Genomic DNA, 14,715 nt, shown 5'->3' with positions numbered 1-14,715 from the left:
GAACGGGGTGGCGCCGGATCGACATGGTGAATGACGACGAGGCCTCATCCCACCGTCAGGGGAGAGGCCTCGTCCAGCCCATTGCGCTCGGAAGGCTCCGAGGCTCAGCGGGTTCAGCGGGTTCAGAAGGAGAAGGCGCCACCTTCAGAAAGGCTCGCGCCCATCTCGCAGTTGTTGCTGAAGGTGGCGGACCATGCGACTCGTCTGCCCTGCCACACGCCGTCGACGGTGACCACGACGGGCTTCCACTCCTTGGTGCAGGCCACGCCGGACGCCGTGCCGACCAGCTCGGCGAACTGCCCGTCGACGGAGTTCAGTTCGGCGCACGCGGCGGCCGCCGAGGGGTGGCTCCCCGAGGCCTTGGGCATACAGGTCAGGGTCACCGCCCGCTGCATGGTCGCGGTGGCGGCGTCGTTGCCCTGGCCGACGGCGAGCACCAGTGACGAGGGCGCGTAGAGGCCGCTGGGGGCGGTCGTCTTGGCCTGGGCCGTGCCGGTCGTGCCGGACATCACGCAGGCGGCCACGAGGGTGGTGGCGCCCACCGTCTTGAGGAAGAAACGCACGTCAGCTCTCCTTTGATGCGGGTGTGTTTGTGATTGCGGACAGGAGTCTTGCCGGTGCGGAGAGTGAGCACCAAACTCATGGTCGATTTCCGGATGCATGTGTTCGCTGAGCGGTGGCCGTATGACTGTTCGGGCAGCTCAGGGCGGGCGCGACGGCCGCGCGAGGGGTGTCCAGCATATGGACCGGAGGCGGTGATGCAAGCCAGAACGACCGTCTGACCTGCGGTTTTAGGTGATTCCATTTTCTATCGGAATCTGGGGTCGACCGGAAAGCATCGGTGCTATAGGCGCGAGACATATGCGCGGCGGTCGCGGAACGTGCGGCGCAGGTCGTCGACCCAGGCGTCGGGGATCTCCCAGGGGATGAAGTGGCCGCCGTTCTCGTGCGCGGTGATGTTGACGTGGTGGTACCACTCGGCGCGGTCGCCGCTGAGCCAGTTCTGGACGCGCTGTTCGGGGGTGGTGACGCCGGGCGGGTTCTCGTGGGCGACGAACGTGATGCCGGTGGGGGCCTCGACGACCGGGCTGCGGTCGTGGGACGGGGTCCATGGATAGCGGTTGGCGTTGGCGTAGTAGCGAATCGACGTGCCGATCGCGTTGTTCACCCAGAAGATCATGGCGTGCGTGAGCAGGTCGTCCTTGGAGAAGACGTTCTCGACGTCGCCCTTGCTGGCGCTCCACTTGGTCCAGCGTTCCAGGATCCAGGCGAGCAGGCCGACCGGTGAGTCGCTCAGCCCGTGGGCGAGCGTGCTCGGGCCGAGGACGTGTACGGCCAGGTGGGCGGCGAACCGCCGCTCCAGGGAGATGAGTTGGCGGTGTGCGGGCTCGGGGAGCCCCTCGGGGATCGGGTGGCCGCCGCTGAGGTCCCAGCCCCGGTCGCCGTTGAACAGGGTGAGTTTCAGGGCGGAGCCGATGTGGATGCCGTGCAGTTCGTCGGCGTACTTGTGACCGAGCTGGCCGGTGACGAGGGCGCCGACGTCACAGCCCCCGGCGGCGTACTTCTCATGGCCGAGCGTTTCGGTCATCAGGGTGTGCCAGAGGTCGGCGACCTTCACGAAGTTCATGTCGGGGTGATCCGGCAGCGGCGTGGAGAAGCCGAAGCCGGGCAGCGAGGGGACGATGACGTCGAACGCGTCGGCCGGGTCGCCGCCGTGCGCCGCGGGGTCCGCCAGGGGATCGATGACCTTCGACCAGTGCCAGAAGGTCCACGGCCAGCCGTGCGTGAGGATGAGCGGCGTGGGGTCGGGTCCCACGCCCGCCTTGCGCATGAAGTGCACCGGTACGCCGTCGACGCTCACCCGGTAGTGCTCATAGGCGTTGATCGCGGCCTCGGCCTTGCGCCAGTCGTACCGATGGAGCCAGTACTCGGCCAGCTCCTGGAGGTAGCCGCGGCTGACGCCGTAATAGCCGTCGTCGTTGCCCGCGTCATCGAACCACCGGGTCAGGCGCAGCCGCGTCCTGAGGTCGTCGAGGACGGTTTCGGGTACGTGCAGGGGCACCGGTTCCAGGGGGAAGCGGGCGGTGGCTGCCATGAGATTCCTTCCGGGAGGGAGAAGCGGCCGCGCCGCGCGTCAGCGCTCGGCCGGCCTGCTGCGAAGTCATCGCTGCCCCCGGTCGCGCGGGGTCACCAGGCCGGACTCATAGGCCAGGACGACGAGTTGGGCGCGGTCACGGGCGTGGAGTTTGGCCATGGCCCGGTTGACATGGGTCTTCGCGGTCAACGGGCTGATCACCATGCGGTCGGCGATCTCGTCGTTGGACAGGCCCTGCGCGACCAGGGCGACGGCCTCGCGCTCGCGATGGGTCAGCCCCTTCAACTCCGCGTCGCCGCCCATGGCATGGGGCGGCTGCGTGACGTACCGGTCGATCAGCTTGCGGGTGATCGACGGTGCGAGCAGCGCGTCGCCGCGCGCGGCCACGCGCACGGCGTGCAGCAGGTCCTCGGGCACGATGTCCTTGACGAGGAATCCCGCGGCTCCGGCGCGCAGCGCGTCGAAGACGTACTCGTCGAAGCCGTAGTTGGTCAGGATGACGACATGCACCCCGGCCAGGGCAGGGTCGGCGGCGATGAGCCGGGTCGCCTCGATGCCGTCGACGACGGGCATCTGGATGTCGATGAGCGCGATGTCGGGCAGGTGCCGTCGGGCCAGCGCCACGCCCTCCCGCCCGTCGGCGGCCTCGGCCACCACCTCGATGTCGTCCTCGATGTCGAGGAGCGCGCGGAAGCCGCTGCGCAGGAGCGGCTGGTCGTCGACCAACAGGACACGGATCACGACGTACGCTCCACGGGCAGCTCCGCACGCACGGTGAAGCCGCCCCCGCCGCGGGGTTCCGCGTGCAGGCGGCCGCCCAGTGCGGTCACGCGTTCGCGCATCCCGAGCAGCCCGACGCCGGGCACCGGCGCGGAGTCCGGCGATGCCTTCCCGTCGTCCTCGACCCGTATGGCCAGGGCATCCGGGCGGTAGTCGATCCGGACCGACGCCGTGCTTGCCGACGCGTGCCGGGCGATGTTGGTGAGCGATTCCTGGACGATGCGGTAGGCGGTGCGGTCCACCGTGGCCGGCACGTCGTGCCGTCGCCCTTCGATCGTCAGCGTCGCGTCAAGACCGTTGCCACGGGCCCGTTCCACCAGCTCCGGTACGTGCGCGAGCCCGTGCGGCGGAGCCTTGCCGTCGTCACGCAGCGCCTCCAGGGTCGCGCGCAGCTCCCGGGTCGCCTCACGGCCGGCGTCCCGGATCGCCAGGAGGGCCTCCGGCACCTCTTCGCCGCGCCTGCGGGCCACATGGACGGCGGCCTCCGACTGCACCTTGATGACCGAGATCTGATGGGTGAGCGAGTCGTGCAACTCCCGCGCGATGTGCAGCCGTTCCTCGTCGGCGCGGCGCCGCGCGGTCTCCTCGCGGGTGCGCTCGGCCTCGTCGGCCCGCCGCTCGGCCTGCCGCAGCGCTTCACCCGCGGCGCCGGCCGCGATCAGCCAGGCGATCTCCAGGGCGCCGCGGGCCCGTGCGAACGCCTCGCCCGTGTCGTGCAGGGAGACCAGGGCGGCGAGCGGAAGAGCGGCCAGCATCAGCACGCTCGCCGCCACCGTGAAGACGCGGTGCCCCGCCCGCACGGCGGCGTACACCGCGAACAGGAAGGCGACGGCCGGCACATCGAAACCGGCCGCCTGATACCCCGCCGCGCACAGCCCGGTGACGGCCAGGACGGGAAGCGGAGCCCGGCGGCCCGCGGCGAGCGCCAGGCCGCTCGCCGCGAGCAGCGCGTAGCCGACGAGCACGTCGAGATCCGCGGCGGAGTGCTGCCCGGACCGCCCGGCGATCAGCAGCACCGCCGCCACGCAGACCGCGACCACCCCGTCCCTGACACCAGCCGGAACGCCGAACCGTCCTGAGCTCATGCGCGCACCCTAGCCGGACGCCGTCGCGGGGGAGTCCCGCTCACGAAGGGGTGGTCGCCTACCGCGTACGCAGTACATCCGCGCCCTCTGCCGCAGCCGCAGCAGCACGAAGTGTCTGCGCCCGCGGGACGACCGGCGGCGCGCCCGGCGACAGGATCGGAGGACAGCCACACCTCGTGCAAGCCGTACAAAGAAGAACTCGTGAGCAAGCCGTACAAAGAAGAGCAGGAGAAGGACATGAACTCGTCAGAACCCCTGACCACCGCCGCCGATGTGTTCTCCATGAGCGCCGGACGCCTCGGGGCCACCACGGCCGCCGTGTTGGGGCTGATCGGCGTCGTCATCGGCGGTCTCGCGCTGGCCCGCCCCGCCGGCCGCCTCGGCACCGGCACCGGGCGGCTCGGAGCCGACGCGGCCCTGGCGGCGGGGCTGATCGCCGTGGCCCTGGGCGGTGTTGTCACGGCCACCGCCGACGGCGGCCTCGGCACCGGCAACGGCCTCGGCGGGGCCATCGTGGCCCTGGTGGTGGGCCTGATCGCCCTCGTCATCGGCGGCCTTGCCCTGGCCCGCGCCCGCCGCACGCGCCCGCTCACCCCAGGGTGACGGTCACCCGCTGAGTGGCGCCCTTGGTGCCGCTGAGATCGCCGAAGGTCAGCTTCAGCGAGGCGCCCGTCGTCGCGGACGTGACGGTGGCGGGCTTGGACGTCACCGCGGACACGGAACGGTTCCAGGTGAGCGTCAGGGACGTCTGCGCGCGCATCGGATCGCTGACGCAGACGACCGCGGTGCCGTCGCTCTTCTCGCTGATCTGGACGGAACAGGGAGCGCTCGCGGTGAGCGGGCCCACCGTGCCGCCGAACCAGAAGTTCACGCCGGTGAAACCCTGCGCGGGCACGGATATGCCTTGCTGCTCATCGGAGTTGGCGAGGATCCGCAGCCATCCGGTGTCCGCGGACCGGGCCGCGGTCTGGGCTGCGGAAGCGCCCGGCATCAGCTGATAGGCGTACGTGCCGTTCGTCGGGGCGGTGCCGTGATCGACGTACAGCGTGAGGTACTTACGGGCGATCGCGGTCGTGGCGCCGCCCTTGTTGATGTCGCTCCACTTGCCGGAGCGCTCCTCGCGCAGCGCCTTCACCGTCGCGCCGCCGGGGAAGACATAGCCGCCGTGGCCCCCGATGTGGGCCCACCTGGCGCCGGAGAGAGTCGCCGACCAGGGCGTGCTCGTCGGCTTGCTGACGCCGTCGACCTGGAAGGGGGCCGTGCCCGTGGGGCCGAGGTTGCGGTTCTCGATGGTCGACTCGACCGCGGCGCCGTCCGTGCAGACGATCCCGGCACCCAGGCAGACGATCGTGTCGTCCAGGCAGAACCAGGACTTCTTCGCCCGCAGCGTGCTCTGCAGACCCTTCAAGTACTGCCCGATGGCGGCCCGTTGACCGTCGCTCGCGCCGCCCACCCACTTCACGTCCGGCAGCGACGCACCCCAGTCGCCGCCCGCCGCGTCCGCGAGCGGCTTGCGGGAGGCCGTGATGCCGGGCAGCCGGCAGGGGTCGACGGTGGGCCAGAAGGCGTCGCTGTACTGCCCGTTGGCGTAGCTGTCGCCCCACCAGTAGAGCATTCCGGAGCCGGTGTGCCAGCCGCGCAGATTCTCGCCGTTGCCCGTTTCGTAGTAGGTGATGCGGGGGTCCGCCATGCTGATCGACGCCGCCCAGCCGGGGCGCCGGTGCGTGGCGCGGGCCATGTTGGTGAAGAGGCGGTGCCCGGTGGGCTCGGTGGCCGGGGTCACGGAGGTGTCGTCGTCAACTCCCTTCAGGCGGGCGAGGCTTGTCAGGCCGAGCGAGGGGTCGCTCAGGGGCGGGCTGTAGTAGTCGCGGCGCATCCAGCCCTTGACCAGGCCGCGCCAGCGGGCGTTCTCCGCCGCGCTCGCGCCCTGACCGAGCAGCACGATCGCGGACATGATGGGGTGGCCGCGCAGATGGTCGTCGGCCTGGATCTTCTTGGCGTCGGACGCTGAGAGGCCGCGGCTGATGGCGCGGCCCGCGACGCCGTCCATGACGAGGCCGTTGTAGAGGAAGGGCGCCCAGGCCTTCTCGACGGAGTCGAAGACGATCTGCCGCCTGGCGTCGGTGACCTCCCAACTGGAGCCGCGCAGCAGCGAGAAGAGCATGCCGAGACCGCCGAGCATCACCGATCCGTACGACCCGGTGTAGGGCACGGTGGTGTGCTGGATGAACGAGCCGTCGGTGTAGAGGCCGTCGCCGGTCGTCACGTACGGGAAGACGGGGGACAGCGCGTCACGGGCGAGGGCGATCTTGGCCGAGTTGCCGCCGACGACCCCGCGCAGGGCGAGCACCCGGCACAGGTCCACGCGGTTGGCGCCGGTGCTCGTACCGGTGTAGCTGCCCACCGCGGAGTCGGGCACGAAGTGGTCGACGGCCTTGCAGTAGTTGGCCACTTGGGTCGCCGACAGGTGGTCGTACATCAGCACGCAGACGTCGAGGAGGTGCTGCGGGGCGCCTATCTGCCAGCTGTACCAGTTGCCGAACCGCGCCTGGTTCTCGTTGTAGACCTGCGTGTAGAGGTGGTCGAGTCCGGTGAGGATGTCGGCCTTGAGGGCCGCGTCGCCGGTCAGGCCCGTGCCCTCCTGGCGGTAGGCCTGCGCCATGGTGTTGAGCCTGCTGTAACCGGTCACCACGTTGGCCGAGTAGCCGTAGGACTCCTGGTCGGTGTCCGGCTCGGGGTCGGCGTACGAGGCGTCGGGCCACAGGGATCCCGTCGCGGGGGCCATGGTGTCGTGCAACTGCCGTGCCGTGGCGCCGAGTTCGGCAAGACGGCTCTTGAAGGGCTCGGCCGTGGGGGAGAAGCCGTCGCCCAGGACGAGGGTGCGCCACTTGGCGCGCAGCGCCTCGTACGCGTCGGCGGCCGCCGCCTCCGCGGAGGGCAGCAGTCCCGTGGCGGTCAGGGCGAGCGCGGAGGCGCTGGTGGTGAGCAGGAAGGAGCGGCGGGACCAGGGAGAGTGCATGGGTTCTCCGATGGTGGAGGGAGGGGGAAGGGAGCCGGGAGGGGTGGGGCCGCGCGAGGAGCAAGCGCTTTCTAGCATGGGTGTGCGCCACCGCTCAATAGGTCTAGACGTCTTCGCGCTGTAGCGTCGGGTCCATGGAAGATCACGCGGTGGTGGATGTCGGCGACGTACGCCTGGCCTATCGGAGCTGGGGCGACCCGTACGGCGCACCCGTCGTGCTGCTGCACGCGCTCGGCGGCTCATCGGCGAGCTGGGACGAGGTCGGGCAGATGCTCGGCGAGGAATGGCGTGTGTACGCCCTTGACCTGCGCGGGCACGGCGAGAGCGACTGGCCCGACGAGTACTCGTTCGAGCTGATGTGTGAAGACGTGCTCGGCTTCCTCGACGAGCTCGACCTCGACCGCGTCGGCGTCGTCGGCCACTCCATGGGCGGCGTCGTCGCCTACCTCCTGGCCGAGGAGCACCCCGACCGCGTCGAGCGCCTCGTCCTGGAGGAGGCGCCGCCGCCCTACCCGCGTGAACCGGTCGAGGCCGAGCGCCCCGACGGGCCCATCGACTACGACTGGCCCGTGGTCCCCGCCATCCGCGGCCAGGTGGACAGCCCCGACCCGGAGTGGGCCGAGCGGCTCGGCGAGATCGTCGCGCCGACGCTCATCGTGGCGGGCGGGCCGGACAGCAGCATGTCGCAGGCGCGGATCCCCGACATGGCCGCGGCGATCCCGGACTCCCAGCTGATCACGATCCCGGTCGGACACTCGGTCCACGAGGTCCAGCCACGTCAGTTCGCGCAGCAGGTCAGCGAGTTCTTCAGCAGCTGACGGCGCGGGGTCATCGGCAGAGCGGGTGCGGGGCGCGGACGGGCCGCGTCCCGCACCTGCCGCGCTCGGGGGTTATGCGGGCCGGGGCCGTGACTGGTAGAGCCGGGTGTAGTAGCGCCCCTCGGCCTCGAGGCCGGTCGGGTCGTCGCCGGCCTTGAGGACCTGGTCGACGGCGCTGCGCTGTTCCTCGAGATCGCTGAACAGCCGCTGCGGATAGGTCCGTTCGGGATCGGTCTCGGTGGCGAGGCCATGGGCGTCGAGACTGGCCAGGATCTCCTGGAAGGGCACCGTGCGCAGGACGAACGCGCTCACCCAGACCGGCAGGGCCGTCGCGTCGAGGAGCGCGCCGAAGGTGCGGTGCGTGATGTAGCCGATGCCTCCGGTGACGGTGATCAGACCGACACGGGAGACGGCGCGGCGCAGCTCCGTGCTGGGCGGGTGACGTTCGAGGTTCTCCGCATACGCCTCGTCCAGGAGCCCCACCTCAAGGGCGTAGCGCGTGGCGTTGTCGGCCGTGTCGAGGCCGATCACGGGGACCGCGTCCGCCCGCCGGCGCGAGGCGTAGAACTCCTTGTCGCACTCGATGAGTTCACCCCGCGTGAGGCCGTCGGTCGTGGGCCCGGTGTAGTGCGCGTACAGCTCCGCGAGGGAGAGGTCGTGGTTGAGGAGTGCCGCGTTGATCCCGTACGAGCAGCAGAGGTCGAGGACCGTGACGGGGAGGTGGGTGCCGCGTACCGCGGACCGCTGGGCGAGCGTGCGCCGGAAGACGTCCTGGGCCTGGTGCGGTATCTCGTACTCAAGGGGGGAGAGCGTACGGAAGTAGGCGCGGGGGTCAGGCTCGTTGTAGATGTCGTCGAACCGGGTCTTGCCTGCCGGGGTGGTGGTCCGGGCACGGGTCATGAGGCATCCTTCCTGGTGCTGAGCGGAGGATCAACGGCCGCGATACGTCTACCCGACCCCTGGCTCGACCCGATAGACCTCCTGGCGGTTACCGGCCACAGCGGCGGCCGTGTCTCCCCGCAGCCGAAGCGGCGCGTGCCCCGGGTGCACTGGTCAAGGGCGGATCACTCGGTGAGGTCCAAGAAGCCTCCCAAGCTGGTTCAGGCCCGAACGGCTTGGATCTTGCCTATGCGGCGGTGGGCCGTTTGGGCATCGGCTTCGCCTCCGGGGCCGGTGGTGCGGATGGCAGGGCCTGGGTCTGCTGGGCCGGTTGCTGGGTTGGTTGCTGGGCCTGCTGGGCCCGTTCGAGGAAGCGCAGGAGCTCGACGGGGAAGGGCAGGACGAGGGTGGAGTTCTTCTCGGCGGCGACCGCGACGACGGTCTGCAGCAGGCGGAGCTGGAGGGCCGCGGGCTCCTCCGCCATCTGGTGCGCGGCCTCGGCGAGCTTCTTGGAGGCCTGCAGTTCGGCGTCGGCGTTGATGACGCGGGCGCGGCGCTCGCGGTCCGCCTCGGCCTGCCGGGCCATCGACCGCTTCATCGTCTCGGGGAGGGATACGTCCTTGATCTCGACCCGGTCGATCTGCACGCCCCACCCGATGGCGGGCGAGTCGATCATCAGCGCCAGGCCCTGGTTGAGCTTTTCGCGGTTGGAGAGCAGATCGTCCAGGTCGCTCTTGCCGATGATCGAGCGCAGGGACGTCTGGGCCATCTGCGAGACGGCGAAGCGGTAGTCCTCGACCTGCACGACGGCCTCGGCCGCGTCGACGACCTTGAAGTAGATGACGGCGTCCACCCGGACCGTGACGTTGTCCCGCGTGATGCCGTCCTGCGCCGGGACCGGCATCGTCACGATCTGCATGTTCACCTTGTGCAGCCGGTCCACCACCGGCACGATCATCGTGAACCCGGGGGGCCGCACGATGCGCTGCAGCTGCCCGAGCCGGAGCACCACACCCCGCTCGTACTGCTTGACCACCCTGGCCGCCGCCGCCACGTACACCAATCCGGCGCACGCGGCCGCGGCTCCTGCTGCGAGCAGCTCTTCGAGCATGACGACCCCCTCTGTCTTCCGAGTCGCCGTCATTACCAAGATATGCCCAGGTTTGTCCAGGGTCGAGTCCGTCCCGGCGCCCGCTGGCTAGGGTGGGGCCGGTGTTCACCTCTCAGGGACCCACACTCCGCGAACTGGCCGTGCAAGCCCTTTCCTCCATCGAGCGCGGCTATGACCTGCTGGCTCCGAAGTTCGACCACACCCCTTTCCGTACGCCCGACCGGATCCTGCACGCGGTCGCGGACACGCTGCGTGACCTCGGCCCGTTCGACGCGGGCCTCGACGTCTGCTGCGGGACCGGTGCGGGCGTCGAGACGCTGCGGCCGCTGTGCCGGGAGCGGGTCATCGGTGTCGACTTCAGCGCCGGGATGCTGGCGGCGGCCAAAGCCGCCGTGCCGCCCGAGCGGGGCGGCGGGCCACAGGTGGAGTGGGTGCGGGCCGACGCCCGTGCGCTGCCCTTCGCCGACGCCTTCGACCTGGCGGTCAGCTTCGGCGCGTTCGGGCACTTCCTGCCCGCCGAGCGGCCACGCCTTTTCAGCGAGGTCTTCGGGGCGCTGCGGCCCGGCGGCATGGTCGCCTTCCCGATCGGCGCGCCACCGCCCCGCACCGCGCCGCTCTACTGGGCGATGCTCGGCTTCGACGGGGTGATGCGGGTGCGCAACGCGCTGTGGCGGCCGCCGTTCGTCATGTACTACCGGACCTTTCCGCTGGGAGAGGTGCGCGATGACCTGGTCCGGGCCGGGTTCACGGTGCGGCTGTACCCGCTGGAGGAGTTCGGCCGCCGGGCCGACGGCAGCCCCAACTGGCGCCTGGTCGTGGCCCGCAAGGGGTGAGTGCCACACCCGGTGTCAGACCGGTGATCATCGAAACGCCTTGCGGTAGGCCTGCGGGCTGACCCCGGCGACCCGTTTGAAGCGGTCGCGGAAGGCGGTGGGGGAGCCGAAGCCGACCTGGACGGCGATGCGTTCCACCGAGTGCCCCGTGGTCTCGAGGAGATGCTGGGCCTGGCGTACCCGCGCGCGGTGCAGCCACTGCAGGGGCGTACTGCCGGTCTGCTCGCGGAAGCGGCGCAGCAGGGTGCGCGAGCTCATGCCCGCCCGCGTGGCGATGTCCTCCAGGGTGAGCTCGCGCCCGGCGTTCTCCTCCAGCCAGCGCAGCAGCGGTTCCAGCGTCGATCCGCGGGGTGTGGGCGGCTGTTCGGCGACGATGAACTGGGCCTGGCCGCCCTCACGTTCCAGGGGCATCACGGAGAGCCGGGCCGCGTCGGCGGCGACGGCGGAGCCGTAGTCGCGCCGGATCAGATGCAGGCACAGATCGAGGCCGGCGGCGGCACCGGCCGAGGTCAGGATCTGCCCGTTGTCGACGTAGAGGACATCCGGGTCGACGTCGATGTCCGGGTACGCGTCGGCCAGTTGCCCCGCGGCCGCCCAGTGCGTGGTGGCGCGCAGACCGGTGAGCAGCCCGGCCGCGGCGAGCGTGAAGGTGCCCACGCAGATGGAGGCGATCCGCGTACCGTCACCGGCCGCCGCCCGCAGCGCGTCGAGCACCGCGTCCGGGACCGGCCGGGAGACGTCGGCGACGCCCGGCACGATGATCGTGTCCGCGTCGGCGAGCCCGTCAAGGCCCCAGGGCGCCCGCAGCGTGAACAGCCCGGCGTCGATGCTTGGCGCGGCGGCGCAGATCCGCACCCGGTATCCGGCCCGGCCGCCCGGCAGCCGGGTCCGCCCGAACACCTCGATCGGCGTGGACAGGTCGAAGGGGATCACGCTGTCCAGCGCCAGTACGGCCACGGTGTGCATGGCGGCAACGTACGACATGACCGGGATCCCGCCAAGCGCATGAACAGGGATGGTCAGTGCTCTCTCCGCCATGAGCTGGCCAGACACCTTATGGCGGGATTCATGCGAAGCCTGTCATTAATGCAACTTTCGACGCGCGCGGGCCCCGGGCTAGTCTCGCCGCTGGGCCCCGACCGGGGGCCCGTACGAGACCCGCGTCAGTCGCTCTTCGCCGCGTTCCGAATCCCGAGGCCCTCGCTGTGACCAAGCTCTTCCTGACCCTCCATGTGCTGGCCGCGATCATCGCCATCGGCCCGGTCACCGTCGCCGCCAGCATGTTCCCCGCGGCCCTGCGGCGGGCCCAGGCCGACCCGCAGGACCCGGCGGCGATCGCCACGCTCCGTACGCTCAACCGCATCTGCGGCGTGTACGCGCTCATCGGCGCCGCCGTCCCCGTCACCGGGTTCGCGACCGCGAGCAGCCTGAACGTGCTCGGCAGCGCCTGGCTGATCGCCTCGATCGTCCTGACGGGCATCGCCGCGGTGGTGCTCATCGTGCTGGTGCTGCCGCGCCAGGACGCGGCGCTTGACGCGGTGAGCGGTGAGCTGACCGACGGGGTGGTCGGCGAGGGCGGCGAAGTGGCCGACAGGACTGGAACGGTGGTGCTCGGCGAGCGGACCAGTACCCAGCTCGCCCTGTACACCGGCATCTTCAACCTGCTCTGGGCGACGGTCACCGTCCTCATGATCATCAGGCCTGGTTCGACCACGGGAGCCTGAGAAGGTGGTGCGTGCGGGGCGGGAGAGGTGTAGAGATGAACTGTGTCGCAGCGCCTCCAAGGACTCCGCGGGTCGGCGCGAGCGGGTCGTGCGATGGTGGCCATCCCGATCGCGCTGATCGTGGCGGTCGCCGTGGTCGACGTCCTGGCGCCGCCCGACATTCACCTGGGTCCTCTGCTGGTGGCGGCCCCGGCGATCACCGCCTCGTTCGGCGGCCCCTGGATGACGGGTCTGGTCGCCACGCTCGCGGTGGTGGCCCAGGCGGTCATCGCCGTCATCCGCGATCGTGACGAGCTGTTCTCGGCGAACCACCAGGCACAGATCATGGCCCTCATCCTCGTCGGATCGAGCCTCGTGGTCTTCTGCGTGGTGCGCGAGCGCCGTGCCCGCGAGATGACACAGGTGCGGTACGTGGCCGAGATGGCCCAGCGTGTCGTCCTGCGGCCGCTGCCCAAGAAGATCGGACCGCTGCGCGTCGCCTCCCTCTATCTCGCCGCCGAGGCCGAGGCGCAGATCGGCGGTGATCTTTACGCGGCCGTCCGTACCGGATCCGGCACCCGGCTGATCGTCGGCGACGTGCGGGGCAAGGGCATGACCGCCGTCGATGACGCAGCCCTGCTGCTCGGCGCGTTCCGGGCCGCCGCGCACCGCCAGGCGAGCCTCACGGAACTGGTGACGTTCCTCGACGCGAGCGTGCGCTGGGACGTGGCGGCGGACCTGGCCGAACCCGGTGAGACGGACGAGTCCGACGAAACCTTCATCACCGCCACCGTCCTGGAGATCCCCGACCACGACAGCAGGATCGGCATGATCGACTGCGGGCATCCACCGCCGGTCGTGCTGCGCGAAGGCCGGGCCATGACGCTGGACGCCGATCAGCCGGCGCCTCCGCTGGGCCTGGGCGAGCTGGTGCAAGGGGCCCATCACGTCGACACGTTCAAGTTCGAGGAGGGCGACCTCCTGCTGCTGTACACGGACGGCGTCAGCGAGGCCCGCGACGCCGACGGCACCTTCTATCCGCTCACCGAGCGCATCGCGGGCTGGACCGAGACCGACCCCGAGACGTTCCTCCGCCGCCTCCGGCGTGACCTGCTGCACCACGTCGGCGGACGCCTCGGCGACGACGCCGCCCTGATCGCCATCGAGCGCCCCCGCACGGCGCAGGCCTGAGGCGTGGGCGTCCCCGGCCCGGCCGCACGACGGCATTGACCCCCCGGCGGTGCGGACGAACCGGTGAGCCACCGGGCCGAGGGGTTCCAGGCCCCGGATCCGGCGCTGCCGCCCGGCGAGGCATGGCATGCGCCGGGCGTCGCGCCCGCCGCTTCGGACGCGGAACCGGAGGGATGAGACCGTCGGCCTGACGATCAGCAACCGCTACCGGACGCGTGTGTACGTCGCCATCGGCCTCCCCGACGACACCTGGATTCCAGGAACTCGACGTCGGCGACAACGAGAACTTCACGCTCAACCTCACCGGCTGGGGCGCTTCCCGCTCAGGAGGCGGTGCGCAGGCGCCGCACCGCCTCGGGGGCGGTGTAGGTGCTCAGCCCTTCGGCGAGCTGCTTCTCCAACGCCGCCGCGGAGTGGTCGAAGTAGTCGGCGCGCACGCCCGCGTCCCGCGATGCCTGCGCCATGTTGCGCGCGCCGGCCAGCACCACGTCGAGGCCCTGGACGACGACCGGCTCCGCGTCCGAGTCCACATCGGCGGCGAACGCGGGCAGCAGCTGCGCCATGTTCGTCAGCCACGGCACCAGGAGTTCGGTGAAGCCGGCCGCGCTGCCCTCCTCGTGCGAGGTGGCCATGGCCACGGAGTGGAAGAAGCCGTCGAACATCAGGTCCATCGCACTGAGCAGCGCCAGGTCGTACAGCGCGGCGATGCCCGCGTCGGCGCCCAGGTACTTGGCCGCACCCAACGCCTCGAAGGTCTCCCGGTGCGCCTCGAAGTGCTCCTGCTGACCGCTGTAGAGGACGAACGCCTGCGGGGTCGCCACGGTCGACGGGATCGCCATGATCCCGCCGTCCAGATACGCCACGCCGTGGCCCGTCGCCCAGGCCTCCGCCGTCCGGGCCTGGGTGGGTGTGCCGTTGGTGAGATTGACGAGCGTCCGGCCGCGCAGGGCATCGGCGACCGGCCGCAGCACCGCGTCGGACACGTCGTGGTCAAGGAGGCAGACAAGGATCAGCGGACTGGCGAGAACTGCTTCCTCGACCGTCCGGGCGCGCACGGCGCCGCGTGCCACCAGGTCGTCGGCCTTCGAGGCGCTGCGGTTCCACACCGTCGTGCGGTGTCCCGCCGTGATCAGGGCGTCGGCCAGGGCCCGCCCCATCTCGCCGAGCCCGATGACGGTGACTGCCGGGTTGCTCACAGATA

14 protein-coding genes are annotated in these 14,715 nt (G+C 70.8%); 5 read left to right on the top strand and 9 right to left on the bottom strand.

Annotated elements, in window-relative coordinates:
- Positions 1-122 precede the first annotated feature (122 nt).
- The 4 genes from OG453_RS40125 to OG453_RS40110 all read right to left on the bottom strand — a co-directional run bounded on the left by OG453_RS40125 (position 123) and on the right by OG453_RS40110 (position 3,960).
- The gene (locus tag OG453_RS40125) at positions 123-563 is read right to left on the bottom strand and encodes a subtilase-type protease inhibitor (RefSeq protein WP_266873649.1); all 441 of its coding nucleotides are present in this window, start codon (positions 561-563) and stop codon (positions 123-125) included.
- 281 nt (positions 564-844) lie between these two features.
- On the bottom strand, positions 845-2,095 hold the full coding sequence (locus OG453_RS40120; RefSeq protein ID WP_266873648.1) for an epoxide hydrolase family protein: 1,251 nt from the start codon (positions 2,093-2,095) through the stop codon (positions 845-847).
- A 66-nt stretch (positions 2,096-2,161) separates the two neighbouring features.
- On the bottom strand, positions 2,162-2,836 hold the full coding sequence (locus OG453_RS40115) for a response regulator transcription factor (RefSeq protein WP_266873647.1): 675 nt from the start codon (positions 2,834-2,836) through the stop codon (positions 2,162-2,164).
- Positions 2,833-3,960 (bottom strand): sensor histidine kinase, encoded by a 1,128-nt coding sequence (locus OG453_RS40110; RefSeq protein WP_266873646.1) that lies wholly within the window; start codon positions 3,958-3,960, stop codon positions 2,833-2,835. The genes OG453_RS40115 and OG453_RS40110 overlap by 4 nt, the downstream gene beginning before the upstream one ends.
- Before the next feature lie 237 nt (positions 3,961-4,197).
- Between OG453_RS40110 and OG453_RS40105 the strand changes: the two genes are divergently transcribed.
- A complete protein-coding gene (locus tag OG453_RS40105; RefSeq protein ID WP_266873891.1) occupies positions 4,198-4,563 on the top strand; it encodes a DUF6223 family protein in 366 nt (121 codons plus the stop codon).
- Here the strand turns inward: OG453_RS40105 and OG453_RS40100 are convergent.
- A complete protein-coding gene (locus OG453_RS40100) occupies positions 4,550-6,979 on the bottom strand; it encodes a polysaccharide lyase 8 family protein (protein ID WP_266873645.1) in 2,430 nt (809 codons plus the stop codon). The genes OG453_RS40105 and OG453_RS40100 overlap by 14 nt on opposite strands.
- A 134-nt stretch (positions 6,980-7,113) precedes the next feature.
- Here OG453_RS40100 and OG453_RS40095 point away from each other — a divergent pair, with 134 nt between their 5' ends.
- A complete protein-coding gene (locus tag OG453_RS40095; RefSeq protein WP_266873644.1) occupies positions 7,114-7,797 on the top strand; it encodes an alpha/beta fold hydrolase in 684 nt (227 codons plus the stop codon).
- Between the two features lie 72 nt (positions 7,798-7,869).
- On the opposite strand, the gene OG453_RS40090 is transcribed toward OG453_RS40095, so the two are convergent.
- Complete coding sequence (locus OG453_RS40090; RefSeq protein WP_266873643.1) at positions 7,870-8,697, bottom strand: hypothetical protein; 828 nt, start codon at positions 8,695-8,697, stop codon at positions 7,870-7,872.
- Between the two features lie 226 nt (positions 8,698-8,923).
- Positions 8,924-9,787: a slipin family protein gene (locus tag OG453_RS40085; RefSeq protein ID WP_266873642.1), complete on the bottom strand. Its 864-nt coding sequence runs from the start codon at positions 9,785-9,787 to the stop codon at positions 8,924-8,926.
- Between the two features lie 101 nt (positions 9,788-9,888).
- Here OG453_RS40085 and OG453_RS40080 point away from each other — a divergent pair, with 101 nt between their 5' ends.
- Positions 9,889-10,620, top strand: coding sequence for a class I SAM-dependent methyltransferase (locus OG453_RS40080; RefSeq protein WP_266873641.1), 732 nt, complete (start codon positions 9,889-9,891; stop codon positions 10,618-10,620).
- 27 nt (positions 10,621-10,647) lie between these two features.
- Here OG453_RS40080 and OG453_RS40075 read toward each other — a convergent pair whose 3' ends face one another.
- The gene (locus OG453_RS40075) at positions 10,648-11,586 is read right to left on the bottom strand and encodes a GlxA family transcriptional regulator (RefSeq protein ID WP_266873890.1); all 939 of its coding nucleotides are present in this window, start codon (positions 11,584-11,586) and stop codon (positions 10,648-10,650) included.
- Between the two features lie 239 nt (positions 11,587-11,825).
- On the opposite strand from OG453_RS40075, the gene OG453_RS40070 reads away from it, so the two are divergent.
- Both OG453_RS40070 and OG453_RS40065 read left to right on the top strand, forming a co-directional pair.
- Positions 11,826-12,344 carry a DUF2269 family protein gene (locus OG453_RS40070; protein WP_266873640.1) on the top strand — a complete coding sequence of 173 codons (519 nt, stop codon included), beginning with the start codon at positions 11,826-11,828 and terminating at the stop codon, positions 12,342-12,344.
- A 93-nt stretch (positions 12,345-12,437) separates the two neighbouring features.
- Positions 12,438-13,514 (top strand): PP2C family protein-serine/threonine phosphatase, encoded by a 1,077-nt coding sequence (locus tag OG453_RS40065; protein ID WP_266873639.1) that lies wholly within the window; start codon positions 12,438-12,440, stop codon positions 13,512-13,514.
- A gap of 323 nt (positions 13,515-13,837) precedes the next feature.
- On the opposite strand, the gene OG453_RS40060 is transcribed toward OG453_RS40065, so the two are convergent.
- Entirely contained in the window at positions 13,838-14,710 is an 873-nt protein-coding gene (locus tag OG453_RS40060) for an NAD(P)-dependent oxidoreductase (RefSeq protein WP_266873638.1), read from the bottom strand.
- Positions 14,711-14,715: the final 5 nt, after the last annotated feature.

The sequence above is a fragment of the Streptomyces sp. NBC_01381 genome, from assembly GCF_026340305.1.
In the GTDB taxonomy this organism is placed as follows: domain Bacteria; phylum Actinomycetota; class Actinomycetes; order Streptomycetales; family Streptomycetaceae; genus Streptomyces.
The sequence above is the reverse complement of the archived record's forward strand: the minus strand, read 5'-3'. Positions and strand labels throughout refer to the sequence as shown.

Coding starts and splice junctions, on each gene's coding strand:
- OG453_RS40120 (WP_266873648.1), bottom strand. CDS start 2,095: ATGGCAGCCACCGCCCGCTTCCCCCTGGAACCGGTGCCCCTGCACGTA.
- OG453_RS40110 (WP_266873646.1), bottom strand. CDS start 3,960: ATGAGCTCAGGACGGTTCGGCGTTCCGGCTGGTGTCAGGGACGGGGTG.
- OG453_RS40105 (WP_266873891.1), top strand. CDS start 4,198: ATGAACTCGTCAGAACCCCTGACCACCGCCGCCGATGTGTTCTCCATG.
- OG453_RS40100 (WP_266873645.1), bottom strand. CDS start 6,979: ATGCACTCTCCCTGGTCCCGCCGCTCCTTCCTGCTCACCACCAGCGCC.
- OG453_RS40095 (WP_266873644.1), top strand. CDS start 7,114: ATGGAAGATCACGCGGTGGTGGATGTCGGCGACGTACGCCTGGCCTAT.
- OG453_RS40090 (WP_266873643.1), bottom strand. CDS start 8,697: ATGACCCGTGCCCGGACCACCACCCCGGCAGGCAAGACCCGGTTCGAC.
- OG453_RS40085 (WP_266873642.1), bottom strand. CDS start 9,787: ATGCTCGAAGAGCTGCTCGCAGCAGGAGCCGCGGCCGCGTGCGCCGGA.
- OG453_RS40075 (WP_266873890.1), bottom strand. CDS start 11,586: ATGCACACCGTGGCCGTACTGGCGCTGGACAGCGTGATCCCCTTCGAC.
- OG453_RS40065 (WP_266873639.1), top strand. CDS start 12,438: ATGGTGGCCATCCCGATCGCGCTGATCGTGGCGGTCGCCGTGGTCGAC.